The organism is Amycolatopsis sp. cg5 (assembly GCF_041346955.1).
Classification (GTDB): domain Bacteria; phylum Actinomycetota; class Actinomycetes; order Mycobacteriales; family Pseudonocardiaceae; genus Amycolatopsis.
The window spans coordinates 7529752-7548140 of sequence record NZ_CP166849.1; the positions used below are offsets into that span (position 1 = coordinate 7529752).

14 protein-coding genes are annotated in these 18389 nt (G+C 69.2%); 8 read left to right on the plus strand and 6 right to left on the minus strand.

The window, feature by feature from the left end; genetic code table 11:
• Window positions 1-64: 64 nt before the first annotated feature.
• Both AB5J62_RS33955 and AB5J62_RS33960 read left to right on the plus strand, forming a co-directional pair.
• Complete coding sequence (locus tag AB5J62_RS33955; protein ID WP_370944090.1) at window positions 65-1405, plus strand: M20/M25/M40 family metallo-hydrolase; 1341 nt, start codon at window positions 65-67, stop codon at window positions 1403-1405.
• A complete protein-coding gene (locus AB5J62_RS33960; protein WP_370944091.1) occupies window positions 1402-3180 on the plus strand; it encodes an alpha/beta fold hydrolase in 1779 nt (592 codons plus the stop codon). Before AB5J62_RS33955 ends, AB5J62_RS33960 begins: the two co-directional genes overlap by 4 nt.
• Window positions 3181-3252: 72 nt before the next feature.
• Here the strand turns inward: AB5J62_RS33960 and AB5J62_RS33965 are convergent, their stop codons facing one another.
• A complete protein-coding gene (locus AB5J62_RS33965; protein ID WP_370944092.1) occupies window positions 3253-4977 on the minus strand; it encodes a sensor histidine kinase in 1725 nt (574 codons plus the stop codon).
• Window positions 4970-5665, minus strand: a complete 696-nt coding sequence (locus AB5J62_RS33970; protein WP_370944093.1) for a response regulator transcription factor — start codon at window positions 5663-5665, stop codon at window positions 4970-4972. Before AB5J62_RS33970 ends, AB5J62_RS33965 begins: the two co-directional genes overlap by 8 nt.
• Window positions 5666-5707: 42 nt before the next feature.
• Between AB5J62_RS33970 and AB5J62_RS33975 the strand changes: the two genes are divergently transcribed.
• The gene (locus AB5J62_RS33975) at window positions 5708-6415 is read left to right on the plus strand and encodes a Crp/Fnr family transcriptional regulator (RefSeq protein WP_370944094.1); all 708 of its coding nucleotides are present in this window, start codon (window positions 5708-5710) and stop codon (window positions 6413-6415) included.
• A 182-nt stretch (window positions 6416-6597) separates the two neighbouring features.
• On the opposite strand, the gene AB5J62_RS33980 is transcribed toward AB5J62_RS33975, so the two are convergent.
• The gene (locus AB5J62_RS33980; RefSeq protein WP_370944095.1) at window positions 6598-9669 is read right to left on the minus strand and encodes an amidohydrolase family protein; all 3072 of its coding nucleotides are present in this window, start codon (window positions 9667-9669) and stop codon (window positions 6598-6600) included.
• 94 nt (window positions 9670-9763) lie between these two features.
• Between AB5J62_RS33980 and AB5J62_RS33985 the strand changes: the two genes are divergently transcribed.
• Together AB5J62_RS33985 and AB5J62_RS33990 are read left to right on the plus strand one after the other, a co-directional pair.
• The gene (locus tag AB5J62_RS33985; protein ID WP_370944096.1) at window positions 9764-10138 is read left to right on the plus strand and encodes a hypothetical protein; all 375 of its coding nucleotides are present in this window, start codon (window positions 9764-9766) and stop codon (window positions 10136-10138) included.
• A 39-nt stretch (window positions 10139-10177) separates the two neighbouring features.
• Window positions 10178-11587, plus strand: coding sequence for an amidohydrolase family protein (locus tag AB5J62_RS33990; RefSeq protein WP_370944097.1), 1410 nt, complete (start codon window positions 10178-10180; stop codon window positions 11585-11587).
• Window positions 11588-11638: 51 nt separating this feature from the next.
• On the opposite strand, the gene AB5J62_RS33995 is transcribed toward AB5J62_RS33990, so the two are convergent.
• Window positions 11639-12418: a chitosanase gene (locus AB5J62_RS33995; protein WP_370944098.1), complete on the minus strand. Its 780-nt coding sequence runs from the start codon at window positions 12416-12418 to the stop codon at window positions 11639-11641.
• Window positions 12419-12948: 530 nt separating this feature from the next.
• Between AB5J62_RS33995 and AB5J62_RS34000 the strand changes: the two genes are divergently transcribed.
• From AB5J62_RS34000 to AB5J62_RS34010, 3 genes are all read left to right on the plus strand, one after another.
• A complete protein-coding gene (locus tag AB5J62_RS34000) occupies window positions 12949-13722 on the plus strand; it encodes an ABC transporter ATP-binding protein (RefSeq protein WP_370944099.1) in 774 nt (257 codons plus the stop codon).
• On the plus strand, window positions 13722-16262 hold the full coding sequence (locus tag AB5J62_RS34005; RefSeq protein ID WP_370944100.1) for an FtsX-like permease family protein: 2541 nt from the start codon (window positions 13722-13724) through the stop codon (window positions 16260-16262). Before AB5J62_RS34000 ends, AB5J62_RS34005 begins: the two co-directional genes overlap by 1 nt.
• Before the next feature lie 192 nt (window positions 16263-16454).
• Window positions 16455-16718, plus strand: a complete 264-nt coding sequence (locus tag AB5J62_RS34010; protein ID WP_370944101.1) for a helix-turn-helix domain-containing protein — start codon at window positions 16455-16457, stop codon at window positions 16716-16718.
• On the opposite strand, the gene shbA is transcribed toward AB5J62_RS34010, so the two are convergent.
• On the minus strand, window positions 16715-17329 hold the full coding sequence (gene shbA / locus AB5J62_RS34015) for an RNA polymerase sigma factor ShbA (RefSeq protein ID WP_370944102.1): 615 nt from the start codon (window positions 17327-17329) through the stop codon (window positions 16715-16717). The genes AB5J62_RS34010 and shbA overlap by 4 nt on opposite strands.
• An 87-nt stretch (window positions 17330-17416) precedes the next feature.
• Window positions 17417-18349 carry a PHB depolymerase family esterase gene (locus AB5J62_RS34020; protein WP_370944103.1) on the minus strand — a complete coding sequence of 311 codons (933 nt, stop codon included), beginning with the start codon at window positions 18347-18349 and terminating at the stop codon, window positions 17417-17419.
• Between the last annotated feature and the right edge of the window lie 40 nt (window positions 18350-18389).

An 18389-nucleotide genomic window follows, 5' to 3' on the forward strand; every position in this document is an offset into this window, starting at 1 on the left:
CATCCCACGAATTTGATTTGCTGCTATCGATTTCATTTCGTGCAATCAGTCGTGGAGGCCCCCGGTGACCGTCGAGCAAGTCCGTGCCTGGGTCGAGGAGCACGACGAAGACCTGGTCAGCGAGCTGGCCGCGTGGATAGCGCAGCCGAGCGTGAGCCGGACCGGTCTCGGCATGGCCGACGCCGCCGAACACGGCCTCGCCTTGCTGCGCAACGCCGGACTCGAAGCCCGCCAGGTCGAGACCGGCGGCCTGCCCGCGCTCGTCGGCACCGCCGAAGGCCCGCCGGGCGCGCCGCACGTCCTCATCTACGGCCACTACGACGTCCAGCCCGCCGGTCCCGAAGAGAAGTGGACGACGCCGGCGTTCGAACCGTCGATCCGCGACGGCCGGATGTTCGGCCGCGGCACCGGCGACAACAAGGGCCAGCACTTCGCGCAGCTGCTCGGGCTCAGGGCGCTCAAGGAGTTGACCGGCGGCTTTCCGTGCCGGGTCACCGTTCTGCTCGACGGCGAGGAGGAGATCGGCAGCCCGAACCTCGCGAAGGCCGTCAGCCAGCTCGACGTGCCCGACCTCGCGATCTGGAGCGACGGCCCGGTGCACGACTCCGGGCGCGCCTGCGTGGTGCTCGGCGTGCGCGGGATCCTGACCTTCGAACTCCGCGCGTACGGCGCGAACCGGCCGCTGCACTCCGGCAACTGGGGCGGCGTCGCGCCGAACCCGGCGTGGGCGTTGATCCAGCTGCTCGCGAGCATGCGCTCGGCCGACGGTTCCGTGCTCATCCCCGGGTTCGCCGACTCCGTCGCCCCGCTCACCGAAGGCGAGTGGAAGGCGCTCGCGGATCTCCCGCTCGACGTGGCCGGAGCGCTCGCGGGCATCGGCACCCGGCACATGGAGCCGCCCGCCGAGCTCGGCTTCTACGAACGCCTCACCGCGCCGACGCTCACCATCAACTCGCTCAGCTGCGCCGATTCCGGCGACCACCGCACGGTGATCCCCGACGTCGCGATCGCCCGCTGCGAGACCAGGCTCGTCGGCGGCCAGACGCCGACGCAGGTGACCGAAGCGATCCGCAAGCACGTCGAACGGCATGCGCCCGGCATCGAGTTCATCCCCGGCGGCGCGATGAGCCCGTCTCGCACCCTGCCCGAAACCCCTTACACCGCAACGATTCTCGAAGCGGCCGAGCGGGGACTCGGCGAGCAGCCGTTGCTCGTGCCCGCGCTCGGCGGCAGCCTGCCGATCGCGGTGCTCACCGACGAACTCGGCGTGCCCTGCTACGGCATCCCGTTCGCGAACGTCGACGAGTCCAACCACGCGCCCGACGAGAACCTGGACCTCGGCTGGTTCCGCCGGGGCATCGTCGCCGCGGCCGCGATCCAGCTGGCACTCGGGGAACGCAGATGAACCTCAACGACTACGACACGCTCACCGGTGCCTGGCCCCGCGAGGACGGTTTCGCTTACGTCAGCGACGCTTCCGGCAAGCCACAGCCGTGGATCCGGACCTGGGCGGGCGACTACCGCCTCCTTCCGATCGACGGCGCCGTACTCCGTCTCGCCTGGCGGCCGGACGGCAGCCGCCTGCTCGTCCAGACCGATCTGACCGGCACCGAGCACTACCGGCTCGCCGAGGTCGACCCCGGCACCGGCGCCGTCGAATGGCTCGCCGACACGCCGAACGTCCGCCACGAGATCGGCGTGCCCTACGGCAGCGCGAGCGAGCCGTACAGCCCGGACGGCAAGCTGCTCGCCTTCGCCAGCAACGCCCGCGACTCAAGCTGTTTCGACGTCTACGTGCGTGACCTCGCGACCGGCGAATCCCGGCTCGTGCTGGAGGCCGACGACCGCTATCTCCCGGTCTGCTTCTCGCCGGATTCGCGGCAGCTGCTCGTCATCAAGCTGCACCAGAACACCGAACAGGACCTCTTCGCCTGCGATCTGGAGTCCGGGGAGGTCCGCCACCTCACCCCGCATGACGGGCCCGCGAAGTACCTGCCGGGCGGCTGGACCGAGGACGGCATCTACCTCTGCACCACCGAAGGCCGCAGCTTCCTCGGCGCCGCGCTGCTGGTGCCCGGCAAGCCGGTGCAGTGGCTCGACACGCCCTACGCCGACGTCGAGTCGATCAGCGTCGGCGCCAAGATCGTCTGGGCGATCACCGAGGACCAGCGCACCATCCTGCGCATGCTGGACCCGGAAACGCACGAGGTGACCGATCTCGACGGCCTCTCGCCGGGCATCTGCGCGGAGGAGTTCGGCTTCGACGGCTACGTCCCGCGCTTCGCGGGCGACCGGCTGCTCCTGCAGGTCGGCAACGCGGACCGGCCCGCCGAACTCTGGCTGGTCGACCCGGCGACGGCCGAGACCAAGCGCCTGACCAACTGCGGCGACCGCCTCCCCCAGGGCGCGGTCTCCCCGGAGACCGTGTGGTTCACCAGTTCCGACGGCCTCGAAGTGTCCGGGCTGCTGTACCGGCCGCCGCGCCGGACCGGCCCGGTGCCCGCGGTGCTGCACATCCACGGCGGACCCGAGGCCCGCGCGCTGCCGGTCTACGACCCGATGATCCAGGAACTCCTGCGCCGCGGCATCGCCGTGCTGGCGCCGAACATGCGTGGTTCCAACGGCAGGGGCATCGCCTACCAGCGCCTGATCTACCGCGACTGGGGTGGCGGCGATCTCGCCGATTTCGGTGCCGCCGCGACGTTCCTGCGTGGCCTCGACTGGGTCGACGGCTCCCGGCTCGGCGTCTACGGCGCGTCGTACGGTGGTTTCGCCGCGCTCAGCTGCGTGAGCAGGCTGCCGCATCTGTGGCGCGCGGGTGTCGCCGTGTGCGGCCCGTCCGACCTGGTGCTGGACGTGCAGTCCATGCCGCCGACCTGGCGTCGCCGCGCCGCGGGCTGGATCGGCGACCCCGGCGATCCGGCGGACGCCGCCCGCCTCGCCGCGCGCAGCCCGTTGAACCACGCCGCCAACATCCGCGCGCCGTTGCTGCTGGTACACGGCGTCGAAGACACCCGCGTGAGCATCGAGGGCTCCGAGCAGCTGCACGACCGGCTGCGTGATCTCGGCCGGACCGTCAAGCTGATCCGGGTGTCCGGCGGTCACTCGCCGACCGACCGCGAGAGCTGGGCGGACGCCGACGCCGACATGCTCGACTGGTTCAGCACGCACCTGTCTTGACGAAGCCCCGGGATAAAGCGGGCTTTACTCCCGGGGATAAAGCCCGCTAAACATCGGGGAGTAAAGCCCGCTTTATCCCGGGTCTGGGTGGGGCAGGCGCACCGTGAAGGTGGTGCCTTCGCCGAGCGTGCTGGTCACCGAGACGGTGCCGTTGTGGGCTTCGGTGAGCTGACGGACGATCGCGAGGCCGAGTCCGCTGCCGCCGGTCTGGCGGGAGCGTGACTTTTCCGCGCGCCAGAAGCGGTCGAACACCTGGGGCAGGTCGGCGGGGCTGATGCCCGCGCCGGTGTCGGCCACCTCGATCACGCACTCGCCGTCGGCCGAGCGGGCCCGCACGGACACGGTCCCGCCGGGGGTGTGCCGGATCGCGTTGCTGACCAGGTTGCCCATGATCTGCCGCAGCCGCACGGGATCCGCGAGGATCTCGGGGTCGCCCTCGGTCTCGACGGCGAGTGCGACGCCGGCGGCGGCAGCACGGTCGCGATAGGCCTCGACGACCTGGTCCAGCAGATCGCTCAGGTGCACCGGCTCCGGATGCAGCCGGAGACTGCCCGCGTCGGCCGCCGCCAGGTCCTGGAGATCTTCGACGATGTGGTGCAGCAGCTGGGTTTCTTCGAGCAGCGAGGTGGTCAGCGCGCGGTCGAGCGGGATGATCCCGTCCTCGGCCGCCTCCAGCCTGCCCTGGATGGCGGTCAACGGGTTGCGCAGCTCGTGCGCGATGTCGCTGACCATGATCTTGCGCCGCTCGGACAGGTCGTTGAACGCCGTCGCGAGGTACCCGATCTCGTCGCGGGTGGTGACCGGCGCGGGCCGGTTGCGCCGCACCGCCTCGGTCAGTGTGCGCAGCGGCCGGGAAACCCTGGTCGCGAGCAGCACGGTGATCAGCACGGTCAGCCCGAGCACGCCGACGGTCACCGCGATGATCCGCGTGGTGTTGGCCTTGGACAGGTTGAACGGGTTCGACGGCTGCCCGCTCTCGCTGGTCACGAACAGCAGCGCGGGCGGCGCGACGAAGGTGCGCAGCTGTTCGCGGCGGCCTGCCTCGACGCACGCGCGCGCCGCCTGCGGATCGCTGATCACGCCGAGCGCCGTGAACGTCAGATCCAGCTTCACCGGCTGCAGGCCCTGCCGTTGCATACAGGTGTTGACCAGGCCGGTGAGCTGGCTCAGCGCCTGCTCTTCGGTCCCCGTCAGCACGTCGTTGCCGAACAGGCCGCATTTCGACGCCGCCGTCAGCGGGAATCCGTTGAAGTCGATGGACGGCTTGCCGTTCGGCGCTGACCGCGGCGTCGCGGTGATCCTGAACCCGCGCAGGCACTCGATCTGCTTCGCGACGACCGCGTCCAGCTGGTTCCGCTCCTCGTCGGTCAGCCGGAACGGCCCGACCGCGCGCGGGTCGATGCCGCTGGTCCCGGCTTCGGGCACCAGGATCGGGTCGGCACGCAGCGGATCGATCACGGCCGACGCCTGCGCGGGCAGCAGGATCGGCGCGCCGCCGGAGTCGGCGATCGGCGCCCGGTCCTCGCCGGTCAGGATGATCCGGCGCCCGGTCCGCGACGCGAGGTCGTGCAGCAGCGGCCCGACCCCGCCCCAGCTGGGTGACCCGGCCGCCCGGCCGAGCAGCTCGGTGTAGACGGTCGCGTCGTCGGAGAGCGCTTGGCCCTTTTCCTGCTCGATCGCCTTGGTGGTGGTCTGCACGGCGAGCCACGCGGTCGCGGCGATCGAGCCGATGGCGATGAGCACCGACACGGCCAGCAGCCGCGTCAGCAAACGCTTGCGCCAGGGGACCTTAGCCACGGTCGGCGATCAGTTTGTAGCCGACGCCGAACACGGTCAGCAGGTGCGCGGGCCTGCGCGGGTCGGCCTCGATCTTCTTGCGCAGGTTCATCATGTGCACGTCGATGATGCGGGTGGTGATGAACTGGTCGAACCCGCGCGTCAGGTCCAGCAGCTGCTGGCGGGTGAACACCCGGCCGGGTTGTTTCGCCAGCACTTCGAGGATCTGGAACTCACCCGGCGTGCAGTCGACGACCCGGCCGTCGACGGACACCTCGTGCCGCACCGGGTCGATCCGCAGCGGCCCGACGCGCAGCACCCCGGCGTCCGCGTCGCCGTTCTGCTTGGTGCGCCGCAGCAGCGTCCGCACCCGCGCCATCAGCTCGCGCGGGCTGTACGGCTTGGTCATGTAGTCGTCGGCGCCCAGGTCGAGGCCGAGCAGCAGATCGTCCTCTGTGGACCGCGCGGTGAGCATCAGCACCGGCACGTCGGACTCGGCGCGCAACGTCCGGCACACCTCGAGCCCGTCGACCCCGCCCGGCATCATCACGTCGAGCACCACCAGGTCCGGCCGCTGCCGTCTGGCCTCGTCGAGCGCCGACCGCCCGTCACCGGCGACGACCACCGTGTGGCCCTCCTCCTGGAGGTAGAGCCGCACGACCTCAGCCTGCTTCTCGTCGTCTTCCGCGACGAGTATGTGAGCGCACACAGGGCGACCCTATGCTGGCCGGTTGTCCGTAGCATGGGGAGGATGGGGGGTCTACTGGAACCGGCGGCGGGATCCCTGTTCACCTATCTCTCGCCAGAGGACCAGGGCTTCCTGCTCGGCCTCGGCCCGCGACGCCGTCATCCGAGCGACGAACTGCTGCTGCGCCAGGGTGATCCGACCGAGCATCTGCTGCTGATCACCGAGGGCTGGGTCAGGATCTCGTCGTCGAACGCCGCGGGCTCCGAGCTGCTCACCGGGCACCGCGGGCCGGGTCATCTCATCGGCGAGCTGGCCGCCCTGTACGGCTCGCCGCGTGGCGCGGACGTGCACACCGTCGAGACGGTCGAGCTGGTGGTCATCACCCGCGACCGGTTCCTCGCCTGCCTGCACGAGCGTCCGACCGTCACGATCGCGCTGGTCAAGCAGATGGCCGACCGGGTCACCGAAGCCGAGAACATGCGGCGCTGGTTCGCCGTGCACGACGTCACCAAGCGCGTCGCGGCCTCGCTGCTCCACATGGCCGAGCAACACGGGCTCGCCGGACCGGCCGGCCTGGTCATCCAGATCCCGCTCACCCAGCAGGACCTGGCGAACCACGTCGGCGCGACCCGGCGTTCCGTCGCGCGGGCGATGACCACACTGCGCGAGCAGGGACTGATCGCCGCGGTGAATCGCCGCCATGTCGTGCCCAGCCTCGGAAAGCTGCGCGCGTACCTCGACGAATCCCCGAATGGCTCAGCGTCTCTGTGACATCTGTCGTCGCCGGTGTCCCGCGTCGCCGTCATGCTCGGACAAGTCCGAGCAGTTCCGCGAGGGAGGGGACCCCATGCGCCTACACATGCCACCGTCCTTGCTGGCGAAACTGTGCTTCGCGGCGTTTCTCGCGGGCGCGATCGTGAGCAAGCTGCTCAGCATCGCGTACTGAACCGCCGTCAGTCGCCGCAGCAGGCGTGATCCGTCCACTCCGGACGGTGCCACCATTCGTCGGCGAACTCCGCTTTCTGTCCACTCTGGACGATCTGGGCGGTGGTCGCCGCCGGGTGGTCGTAGGGTGCCAGCAGATCGTCGACCGTGTGCGCCTGCCCGCCGACCATGACGCCGCGCACGGCCGCGGCGGCGTTGATGTCGGTGAGCGGGTCGCCGTCGACGATCACCAGGTCCGCCTTCGCGCGCGGCGCGATCACGCCGATCGTGCCCTCCAGGCCGAGCCAGCGCGCCGGGTTGGCGGTGGCCGCGGTCAGCGCCTCGTACGGGGTGAAGCCGTAGCGGACCATCGCGCGCAGGTTGGTGTGCAAGGAGATCGCGATGTTGTCGAGCGGGGCGTCGGTGCCGGCCAGCACGACGCCGCCCGCGCGCTGGATGCGCAGCATCATCTCGGCCTGGCCCTTGAGGATCGCCCGCATCGCCTCCGCCGCCGGCGTCCGCGCGTCGTCGGCCTTCTGGACCAGCCGCTCGTACTCCCATGACGGGTTCAGCACGCGGGTGCGCCGGTCGGTGACCAGCGAACGGTCGTCGCCGTAGAGCACGGCCGAGTTGAACAGCGTGGTCGAGATGCCCATGCCGGACCCGGCGAACAGCGCGACGACATCGCCGTACGTGCGGCCGATCCGCGAGCCGGTGTGCGAGTAGCCGAGCCGGTTGGTGGCGCCGTAGTGCTCCATCCCGTCCATGCCGAATTGCGCGGCCGGATAGAGATAGTGCGAGGTCAGCGGCAGTCCGGCGCGGTGCGCGGCCGCGACGGCGGCCGCCTGGTACTCGTTGGGGAACCGGACGTAGGTCTTGATCAGGTCGTACCGCAGCCTCCGCGCGCGTTCGAACTCCTTGTCCAGCAACGAGATCGAGCGGTTCGGGCGCATGAAGTTGTAGTAGACGCGCGAGCCGTCGATCGCCTCGCCGGTGGCGAAGAACCGCGGCCCGGTGAGCGCGCCGGATTCGAGCGCCTCCCTGGTCTCCACCATCTGGTACGCCGGGTCGCCCGGCGACCTGGTCGAGGTGATGCCGTACGCGAGCCAGAGCCGGCCCTGCCTGGCTCCCCACTGGCGGCCGCGCAGGTGCCAGTGGACGTGCGCGTCGATGAGGCCGGGCATGACCGTGCGCGTGGCAGCGTCGACCGTGGCGGGCCCGGGACCAGCGGGAACGACACCCGCGATGCGGTCGCCGTCGACGATGACGTCGACGTTGCGCCGCAATTCCCTCGATTTGCCGTCCCACAGCGCACCCGCGCGGACCACGAGCTTCTGCCGGACGACCGGCCGCTGCCAGCGCAGGTCGACCGGGATCGTGGCGGGCGCGCCACCGGCGATGGACTGGGTGCGCAGCTCGCCGTTGTTCAAGTACAGCAAGGTGTTCGAGCCCACCCAGGCGAGCGAGTCGGTCACCTCGTGTGTGACCTGCTTCGGCTGCCCGGTGAACGTGCCGGTGGCGTCGACCGGCACGATCCACGCCGTCGACTCGACGACGAACGCCAGATACTTGCCGTCTGGCGACCAGACCGGGCCGTCGTCACCGCGCGTGGACAGCGACGCGTGCGGCATCGGCTCGCTGTACTGCAGCGTGCCCGCGCGCAGGTTGACCAGCAGGATCTGGCTCGTGCCCTCGCGATAGCGCTTCGAGTACGGCTTCACCGCCGCGAGCGCCAAGGTGCTGCCGTCCGCGGACCAGGTCGGCCTGCCCGGCATGAACAGCGTCGGCGCGACCTGCTTCGGCGTGCCGCCAGCGACGTCGACGACCCAGGTCGCGCCGTCGTGGTCCTGATAGGCGATCCGGGCGCCGTCCGGCGAGAACCGCGGCGTCAGCTGCGCGCCGGGCAGGCCGGTGAGCCGGTTCGTCGCGCCGGTGGCGATGTCGAGCAGCCACAGGTCGGCGTCGCCCGCCTTGTCCGAGGCGTAGACCAGCGACTTGCCATCGGGCGAGAAGTCGGGGTCGGAGTTGAAGTAGCCGTCGGCCAGCAGCCTGCGTGGTTTCCGCTCACCGATCTTGAGCAGCCACAACGCGTTCAGCGCGCGGAAGGCGACCTGCGAGCCGTCACGCGAGACGACCGGCGACGCGATCCCTTGCGCCTGCCGCTCGCGGTGGTCGTCGAGATCGCGGACCGCCTGGCGGTACCTGCGCCTGGCGGTGAACGGGACGGTGGCGGCGAACCCGACCTCGACCGGCGGCGTGCCGGTCAGCTTGCGCCGCCGGACGCGACCGTCCGCCGGATAAAGGAACTCGTCCGCCGAAAGCCAGGCGGCGGGGAACGCGAACACGTCCTCGTCCCCGCTGACGACCTGGTCACCGACCACGAGCTCCGGCTTGGCGCCGGTCAGCCTGACGTACGCGAGCTTGCCGTCCGGCGCGAACGACGGCCCGTACAGCTTCGCGCCCGCCGGCGCGGCGACAGCCCTGGTGACCACGCCGGACGCCAGGTCCAGCACGTCGATGGCCACGTCGTCGACCGTGTACGCGACCCGCTTGCCGTCCGGCGACCAGACGGGCGTCGCCTCCTCGGCCGGGGTGTCGGTGAGCTTGGTGATCTCCCCCGACGCCACCGCGAGCCGGTGCACGCCATAGCTCCCGCCCCGGTCCGACGCGAAGACGATCGACGCGCCATCGGGCGAAAACCGCGGCTCACGGTGGTCGAACGGGCCTTTCGTGTGCTGCCGGGCACCGGAGCCGTCGACCCCGACGCTCCACAGGTGGTAGTTCCCGTCACGGTAGGACTGGAACACCAGCCGCCGCCCGTCCGGCGAGAACTGCGGCAGCGTCGCGTCGGCGAAGTCGTCGGTGAGCCTGCGCGCCTTCCCGCCCGCGATCGGCACCACCCAGATGTCGGTCAGCAGATCGAACGCGACCAGCTTGCCGTCCGGCGAGACGGCGACGCTGATGTTCGTGCCCTCGCGGACCGTCGTTTCCCTTGCGGTTTCAGGTTCCGCCTGTGCGGTTCCCGGGCTCACGAGACCGGCGGCGACGGCGGCCGCCCCCGTGCCTATGAGCATGTTCCTGCGGGTCAGTTCGCCGCTCATCCGTACATTCCTCCCAGTGGATTTCTCCTGTCGGTGATTATCCGCGCAGCACCGACAAGAACGGCAGTCTTGACTCGGCGACGTACGATGAGGCATGGCCGTCGCCGCCAATCTGGCGTTGTACGCGGTCGTGGTCGTCATCCCGACCGCGGCCACTTGGGCCGTACTCAAACTCCCTGGCCTGATCGAGAAAAAGCGCGCCAAACGCGGCATTCCGGAGCCTTCGGTCGAGCGCCTCGCCGCCGATCTGCGCCGGGTGCACCGGCTGCTCGCGGACTACGGTCCCGGCACCCCGGCCGCCCGCCGGATCAGCGCACGCCAGGCCTATGACGCGCTCCTGATCCAGGCCTGCGCGGCCGTGCACCTCGACCACTGCCTCGACGAGCTGCCCGAGGGCGTCGACCGCGAGATCGAGCGGCTCACGGTCGAAGAGGGATTAAGGGAAGCCGGGCTGCGCCTGAAGGACTAGCGTGATCTTGTCACGCTGATTCCGACTGGGGAGTTAGACATGAAACAGCGGAGCCCGGTGTTCGCCGTGTTCACTTTGACCTTGGCGCTGGTTCTCGGCGCCTTCCTACTGGCTAAACCAAGCGGAAACGATGCCCCAACGGGCAGCGGTCCGGGCGGTAAGTACGTCATCCGCGGCGCGTCGATGGTGCTGACCATGGACCCGAAGCTCGGCGAAGGTCCGCTCGGCACGCTCGCCGACGCCGACGTGCTCATCGAGGACACCAAGATCAAGGCCGTCGGCAAGCACCTCGAGGCCGGCCGCGCGCAGGTGGTCGACGGGCGGGGCAAGATCGTCCTGCCCGGGTTCGTCGACCTGCACAATCACCTCTGGCAGGCGCTGATCCGCGGCTGCGCAGGCGACAAGGAACTCAACGGCTGGCTCGGCAAGTGCGTGCTGCCGCTGTACAAGAACCAGCCGACCGACGCCGACGGCTACGCGGGCGCCAGGCTGGCGACGCTGGACGTGATCTCGACCGGGATCACCACGGTGACCGACTGGTCGCACGCGTTCAACGCCGACTTCGCGAAGGGCAACCTGCGCGCGCTCGGCGAGTCGAACCTGCGGTTCGTGTTCTCCTACAACGGCACCACGAACGCGGCGCTGCAGGACGAGATCCGGCGGGTCAAGCGCGAGGTGATCGACAAGAACCCGTTGGCGCACCTGGAGATCGGCACACACCCGTCCACCGGGAACTTCCCGAGCCTCGACGCGTCGGAGAAGCTCGCGCGTGAGCTCGGCGTGCCGCTGAACGTGCACCTGCTCGAGTCGAAGGCCGACCCGGCGACCGGGCAGATGGAGGCGCTGCGCAAGGCGAACGCGCTGCACTCGGGACTGGTGGCGAACCACGTCATCCAGGCGACCGACGCCGAGCTCGACGAGCTGGCCGCCGCCGACGTCCGCGTCGCGCACAACCCGCTGTCGAACATGCGGCTGGCGTCCGGTGTCATCCGGCTGCCGGAGATGAAAAAGCGCGGCATGAAGGTCGGGCTCGGCCTGGACGGCGGGACCAACGACACCAGCGACATGTTCAACGTGATGCGCGCGGCGGTCGGCCTGCAGCGGGCGACGGCGACCGATCCCGGCGTCTACCCGACGACGGCGGACGTGCTGCGGATGGCCACGCTCGGCGGCGCCGAGGCACTCGGCCTCGACGGCGAGGTCGGCTCGCTGACGCCGGGCAAGAAAGCGGACCTGCAAGTGATCAACGCCCAATCGGTCAACTTCGCGCCCAAGGTGGACTGGGTGAACCAGCTGGTCTTCAACACCCAGCCGTCCAATGTGGACTGGGTGTTCGTCGACGGCCGCGTGCTCAAGCGCGACGGCAAGGTGGTCGGGGTGGACACCGGGCGGGTCGTGCGCGACGCACAGGACGCGGCCGACCGGCTCAAGAAGCTGTTGCCCCAGTAAAAAGCTCGTGAGAGCGTTGCGGGCGGTTCTAACCGCCCGCAACGCTCACGACTAGCCGATCGAGTAGGCGTCGCCGTAGACGTGCCACCGCAGCGGGGTGTTCAGGTCGAGGTTGCCGTCGTTGAGCCAGACGCGCTGGGCCGTGTCGATCCGGCTGGTGTCGTCGTGTGCCGCTTCCTTCTTCATTTCGATGACACGCTCGTCCAAGAACGCGTGCAGGTAAGCCGTTTCGTCGCCGCCCTGCGCCGGTGAAGCCGCCCGGCCCAGCGCCCGGCTCCTGATGGCCTGCATGCCTTCGTAGCCGTGCACGACCGCCGCGTCGTAGTACGCGAACTGCCCGAGCGCGCGCACGCCGTCCTGTTTCGCCCGCGACACGGCGGGGTTGAAGTACACCCGGTCGCGCTCGGATTCCTGCAGATCACGGAAGGTCTGGTCGTTCGCGGCCGACCGCCAGTCACCGGGGTAGCCGGGATCCAGCCCTTCGTGTGAATCCGAGCCGTCCACCGCGCGTAGCGCCGGTAGGTACTTCGCGAGCACGTTGCCCGGTTTGACGTTGGCGTAGCGCTCGACGAGCTCCAGCATGTCGTGCGTGCCCGAGGTGAACCCGATGATCCCGCCGGTGTAGCCGCGGCCGTCGCCGATGTCCTCGATGTAGCCGAACTGCGCGCGCCAATCCAGCGACGAGTTCTCCGCGCTGGACACGATCTGCATCGCGTGGTCCTTCTTCGTGGGCTCGTCGAGCCCGGTACCCGCGGCGATGGCGGACGGGGCAGCCGAGACGAGCAAGGTGGCCAGGCCGAAAACGGCCAGCAGCCGGACGGAAAATTTCACCGCAACCTCCGAGTTGGTCGGAACGCGGCACAGTCGACCCGATGAGCGGGACCTTCGTCAAGACTCTTTCCTAATGTCCGGCAGGACAATCTACGTCACTCAGCGCAATGATCGACTTGACGGACCATCGCTGAGATTCGCCTCAGAAACCCCTGAACAACAGCTATGTCAATACCCCTGCCCGCGCGAAATGCCCCCTTATTCAAGGGGTAAGGGTCGACAACAGTGTTGCGAACACGGGACCGTCGGTTTGTACCCCTTACAGGGACAGTTCGAGCCGTCACTGCCGCAACCGTGGAGGCTGGTCCGCACCCCGCCGGAACCGAAGAAACCACTGCTCAGAGTAGTTTTAAACGACCGTTCTATACAAGTGAATAGAACACATGTATAGTACGTCATGTGAGCAAGCGCAGCCGGAGAGTCACCCGCACGAATCCGGCGTAGCGGACTAACGGGACAGCGATGCCCGGACGGATCGACCGAGCCGTACCCCGGTATGGCTACTGAGAGTGACTTACTAGGAGGAGAAAGTGAACACCACCATCCGGCTGGAGTCCGTGCGCAAGGTCTATGGCCACGACAACAACGCCGTGGTCGCGCTCGGCGGCGTCGACATCGGATTCGAGCGCGGGACCTTCTCGGCGGTGATGGGACCGTCCGGCTCGGGCAAGAGCACGCTGCTGCACTGCGCGGCCGGGCTCGACACGCCGACCTCGGGCAGCGTCCGCCTCGAGGACACCGAACTCAGTGGCCTCAACGAAACCCAGCTCACCCTGCTGCGCCGTGACCGCATCGGCTTCATCTTCCAGTCGTTCAACCTCCTCCCCGCGCTGACCGTCATGCAGAACATCCTGCTTCCCTTGCAGCTGGCCGGAAAGAAGCCGGACCAGGCGCTGGTCGACGAGGTCATCGACCGCGTCGGGCTGACCAACCGCGTCGGCCACCGTCCCGCCGAGCTCTCCGGCGGCCAGGCCCAGCGCGTCGCCATCGCCCGCGCGCTCGTCACCCGCCCCGCCGTCATCTTCGGCGACGAGCCGACGGGTGCGCTCGACAGCAAGACCGCCCGCGAAGTACTGCTGCTCCTCCAGCAGGCAGGCGCCGGCGGCCAGACCATCGTCATGGTGACCCACGACCCGATCGCCGCCTCCTACGCCGACCGCGTCGTTTTCCTTGCCGACGGCCACATCGTGACCGAGCTGCAGCGCCCGACGGCCGAGGCCGTCGCGGAGCGGATGACCCACCTGTCCGAACTCGTCGAGCAGCGCAACCGCGCGGCCGCCGCGGCTCCGGTCGGGGGCGTGTGATGTTCCTTCTCGCACTGCGCAGCCTGAAATACCGCTGGGCCGCGTTCGCCGCGACCTTCATCGGGATGTTCCTCTGTTCCGGCATCGTCATCGCCAGCGGCGGCATCCTGGAGACCGGTATCCGTGACGAGGCGCCTGCCGAGCGCCTGCAGGCCACGCCGATCGTCATCGCGGGCGACACCGTCTACCCGCTGCCCAACAACCCGGTCGCGACGCTGCTCGAGCGGGTCCACATCGACGAAAGCCTGATCACCACCATCCAGACCGTGCCGGGCGTGCTCAAGGCGCTGCCGGACGTGTCCTTCCCCGCCGCGGTGGTGAAGGACGGCGCGACCGTCGACGCCGGTGTCACGTCGAGCGGCCACGGCTGGTCGTCCGCGGAGATGCTGCCGTACGCGCTGAGCTCCGGCGCCGCGCCGCAGGCACCCGGGGATGTGGTGCTGGACAAGCGAACCGCCGACGCGGCGGGCGCGACGGTCGGCAGTGAGGTCAAGGTCGCCGTGCGCGGCACGACGGAGACGTTCCGGGTCAGCGGCATCGCCGAGCCGGGCGCCGCGGTCAACCAGGCCGGGCTGTTCTTCTCGCCGTCGGACGTGCAGCGGCTGATCCCGGACCCCGGCAAGGTCGACAACATCGGCGTGTTCGCGACGCCCGGCACCGACGTCGCCGGGCTGCAGCAGCAGCTCACCGCCGCGCTGGCCGGCAAGGGCACCAAGGTGCTCACCGGCGACATCCGCGGCCACGGCGAGAAGCCGAAAACCCTTGAGGTGACCGACCTTCTCATCATCGGCGTGCTGATCGGCGGACTGTCCACTTTGGCCGGTCTGATGGGTGTCGCGTCCACGCTCTCGCTGGCTTTCCAGCAGCGCCAGCGGGAAATGGCGCTGCTGCGCTCCATCGGCACCACGCCGCGCCAGCTGAAGCGGATGATCGTCGGTGAGACGATCTTCGTCTCGCTGATCGCCACCGGGCTGTCGATCATCCCGGGTGTGCTGTTCGGCGAGGTACTGTTCAACCGGATCGTCGACAGCGGGCTGGTCGCCGAGGGCCTGGCGTTCCACCAGGGCCCGATCCCGACCATCGTCGCCGCGCTGATCTCGCTGATCACCTCGGTCGGCGCCGCGTCGATCGCCGGCCGCCGGGTCACCAAGGCGAAGGCGATCGAAGCGCTCACCGACGCCGAGATCCAGGAGTACAAGCCTGGCAAGCTCCGCCCGATCTTCGCGATCGTCTGCTTCGTGATCAGCGGCGCGCTGATCTACGTCGTGCAGCTGGCCAACGGCCCGCTGAAGGCGAGCCCGGCGATCTTCTCCTGCATCTTCGCCGGTATCGGGCTGGCGCTGCTCGGCCCGATGGTGGCCAAGACGACCACGCGGATCCTCGGCCCGCTGGTGCGGCGGACCACCGGCATCGCCGGGTACCTCGCCTCGCTCAACGCACAGGCCCGCGTGACGCAGGTGGCCGCCGTGATCACCCCGATCATGCTGGTCACCGGTATCGCCACGGCAAACCTGTACGCCACCACGACCGAGACCGCGGCGACCGAGACGTACACGCAGGAGCTGGCGCACAACGTCATCCTGCAGTCGGGCGAGAGCGGCTTCGCGCCCGAGGTGCTCGACGAGATCCGCAAGGTCAACGGCGTCGATGGCGCGTCGGTGTTCCTCACCAGCGCCGGCTTCATCGAGAGCCCGGCCGACCCGTGGCAGGGCCGCGACCTCGGTGGCTCGCAGATCAAGGGCTTCAACGCCGACGCCGCGTCCAAGGTCTACGCCACCTCGGTGGTCGAGGGCTCGTTCAGCGACCTCACCGGTGACACGGTGGCGCTGACCAACACCCACGCCAAGGACATGGGCGCCAAGCTCGGCGACACCATCTCCATCCGGATGGGCGACCGCGGCAAGGTCGACCTGAAGGTGGTGGCGCTGTTCACCGCCAAGGAGAGCTTCGAGTCGATCGTGATGCCCGCCGAGACCCTGGAGGCGCACACCACGCTCGGGCGCGCCAAGTACATCCTGGTCAACCCGGCGCAGGGCGCCGACATGGGCCGGCTGCGCGCGGACCTGACCACCGCGATGTCGACAGTGCCGGGTGCCTCGATCGGTGACCGCAAGTCGCTCAACGGCGCGTTCCTGCACCACCTCGGCGCGCAGGCGCTGGTGACCCTGCTGATGATCGCCATGCTGGTCGGCTACATCGCCATCCAGGTGATCAACAACCTCTCGCTGGCCATCACCAAGCGGCGGCGCGAGTTCGGTCTCCAGCGGCTCACCGGGTCGACCAAGGACCAGGTGCTGCGGATGACGGCCATCGAGGGCGCGCAGGCGGGCATCATCGGCATCGTGCTCGGCACGCTCATCACGCCGCTCACGCTGGTGCCGTTCAGCCTGGCCCGCACCGGCTCGCCGATCCCGTCCGGCTCACCCTGGATGTACATCGGCGTGGTGCTTTTCGCCGGCCTGCTGGCCATGGGCGGCACGCTGCTCCCGACGTGGCTGGAACTGCGCAAGAGCCCGCTCGAAGCGTCAGTGGTCGCGTAACGACTCCGCCAGTCCACGGGCCCCGGTGAATCCTCCTCACCGGGGCCCTTCCCTTTGCCCACAGCGAAAAACGGATTACCCACACAGAAAGAATGTCTTTACCACACCATTCGGGTGCGGGCATTCTCCGCCATTCGGCCGCCTATTCCCCGATGTTCTTTACCGGCTTCAATGCGCGGGCAATCATAAGATGTGCAAATCACGATCACACCCCCGCTGGCGCCGGAAGACCGGCTGTTCCTCGAAGACGCGGCCGAGGGCGGCGCGCTCGCCCACCGTGCCCGCATCGTGCTGCTCGCCGCCGAAGGCATGGCCGTCAAGGACATCGTGACCACACTCGGGGTCTCGAAGCCGACGGTCATCCTGTGGCGCAAACGCTATGCCGCCGAAGGGGTGGCCGGGCTGGCCGACCGGCCGAAGCCGGGCAGACCGCGGCGGGTGAGACCCGTGCCTTAGCGCCACTTCGTCTCGGCCGACACCAGCGCGCGGAGCTTGGTGAGCGCGCGGTGCTGCAGCACGCGCACGTGCCCCGAGGTCAGGCCGACCGCCTGCGCGGTCTCGCCCGCGGTCAGGCCGACGACGATGCGCAGGGTCAGGATCTCCCGCTGCAGTGCCGGCAGGGTGAGCAGCAGTTCGCCCATCTGCGCCTGCAGGTCCGAGGCCAGCGCCTGCGACTCCGGCTCGCCCATGTCCCCGATGGTCTCGGGGATCTCCGGCATCGGGCTCGACTTGTCGCGGGACGCGGCGCGGTAGGCGTCGGCGACCTTGTTCGCGGCGATGGCGTACACCAGGTGGGTGAACGAGCCGCCGCGGTCCTGGTAGCTCGGCAGCGCCTTGAGCACCGCGATGCAGACCTCCTGCGCCACGTCGGCCGCCGAGAGGTAGGAGACGTGGTGGCTGCCGATCCTGGCCCGGCAGTACTTGAGGACCATCGGCTGGATGGCGGCCAGTGTCTCGTTCCTGGCTTGCTCGTCGCCATGCGCCGCCGCGAGGACGACGCGCTCGAACTCCTCCTTGGCCGGGTCCCGGTCGGTCTGGGGGCGCGTCTGCGTCGTGCTCGTCGTCATGGGGCAAAGTCTTGCCCGCGAATGGCCTAAGCGCGCCGGTACACCGGCCCGACAAGAAATGTCCTTAAGGCACTTGTTGTACAGCGTTCACTCTGCTAGCGCCCAGTCCGCCGCCATCCGCCCTGCCGCGCACAGGTTGACGTCCACCAGGTACGGCGCGGCCGTTCCGCACTGCCCGGGATCGACCGGCTGGCCGTGCCCCATGCCGGTGATCGAGAACGTCTCGACTACCGCCTGACCAGCGGAATTCCTATACACGGCATGGGGAAACCCGGCCACGGTGTCGCGGCTGTCGGCGACCGCGTCGGCGCCGTGCACGTCGGTCCACTGCTCGGCCAGCTCGGTCAGGTTGGCGGAATTCACCGTGTAGTCGGCGGTACCGTGCCAGATACCGACCACGGGCCAGGGTCCCGGGTGGCCACCGGCCCGTACCTTGTCACCCCACTGACGCGGAGCCAGGTTCTTGCCGGGATTCATGCACGAGAACGCCGTCAGCTGGCTGGTCGCACAGCCGTACGGCAGACCCGCGACGACCGCGCCCGCCTTGAACGTCGCCGGATAGCGGGCGAGCATCGCCGAGGTCATCGCGCCACCCGCCGAGAGCCCGGTGACGAACACGCGTGCCGGATCGGCTTGGGCGTCGGCGATGGCGCGGTCCACCATTTGCTTGAGGGACAAGGCTTCCTGAGGTGTTTTGACCCCGTCGAACCACGTGAAGCACTTACTGATGTTGTTGGCGGTCTGCTGCTGCGGCAACACGAGCGTGAACCGCGCCCGCTGCGCGAGCTGGACCCAGCCGGTGTTCGTGCCGTAGCCGGCGGCGTCCTGCGTGCAGCCGTGCAGCGCCACGACGACCGGCCGACCGGCGGCCAGCTCGTCCGGCGCGTACCGGAACATCTTGAGGTTGCCGGGATTCGACCCGAACCCGGTCACCTCGCCGATGCCCGCCGCGCTCGCCGCCGGCGCCACCGCGAAGAGCAGCACCAGGCTGAGCAGGAAAACCCGCAGCTTGCCGTCCATTGTGGACCTCCTTGTCCCGGAACGTTCCTTCCACGTTAAG

Bases quoted from the DNA above. Each gene is read 5' to 3' on its own strand.
- AB5J62_RS33960 (WP_370944091.1), top strand. From the start codon at position 1,402: ATGAACCTCAACGACTACGACACGCTCACCGGTGCCTGGCCCCGCGAG.
- AB5J62_RS33975 (WP_370944094.1), top strand. From the start codon at position 5,708: ATGGGGGGTCTACTGGAACCGGCGGCGGGATCCCTGTTCACCTATCTC.
- AB5J62_RS33980 (WP_370944095.1), bottom strand. From the start codon at position 9,669: ATGAGCGGCGAACTGACCCGCAGGAACATGCTCATAGGCACGGGGGCG.
- AB5J62_RS33985 (WP_370944096.1), top strand. From the start codon at position 9,764: ATGGCCGTCGCCGCCAATCTGGCGTTGTACGCGGTCGTGGTCGTCATC.
- AB5J62_RS33990 (WP_370944097.1), top strand. From the start codon at position 10,178: ATGAAACAGCGGAGCCCGGTGTTCGCCGTGTTCACTTTGACCTTGGCG.
- AB5J62_RS34005 (WP_370944100.1), top strand. From the start codon at position 13,722: ATGTTCCTTCTCGCACTGCGCAGCCTGAAATACCGCTGGGCCGCGTTC.
- shbA (WP_370944102.1), bottom strand. From the start codon at position 17,329: ATGACGACGAGCACGACGCAGACGCGCCCCCAGACCGACCGGGACCCG.
- AB5J62_RS34020 (WP_370944103.1), bottom strand. From the start codon at position 18,349: ATGGACGGCAAGCTGCGGGTTTTCCTGCTCAGCCTGGTGCTGCTCTTC.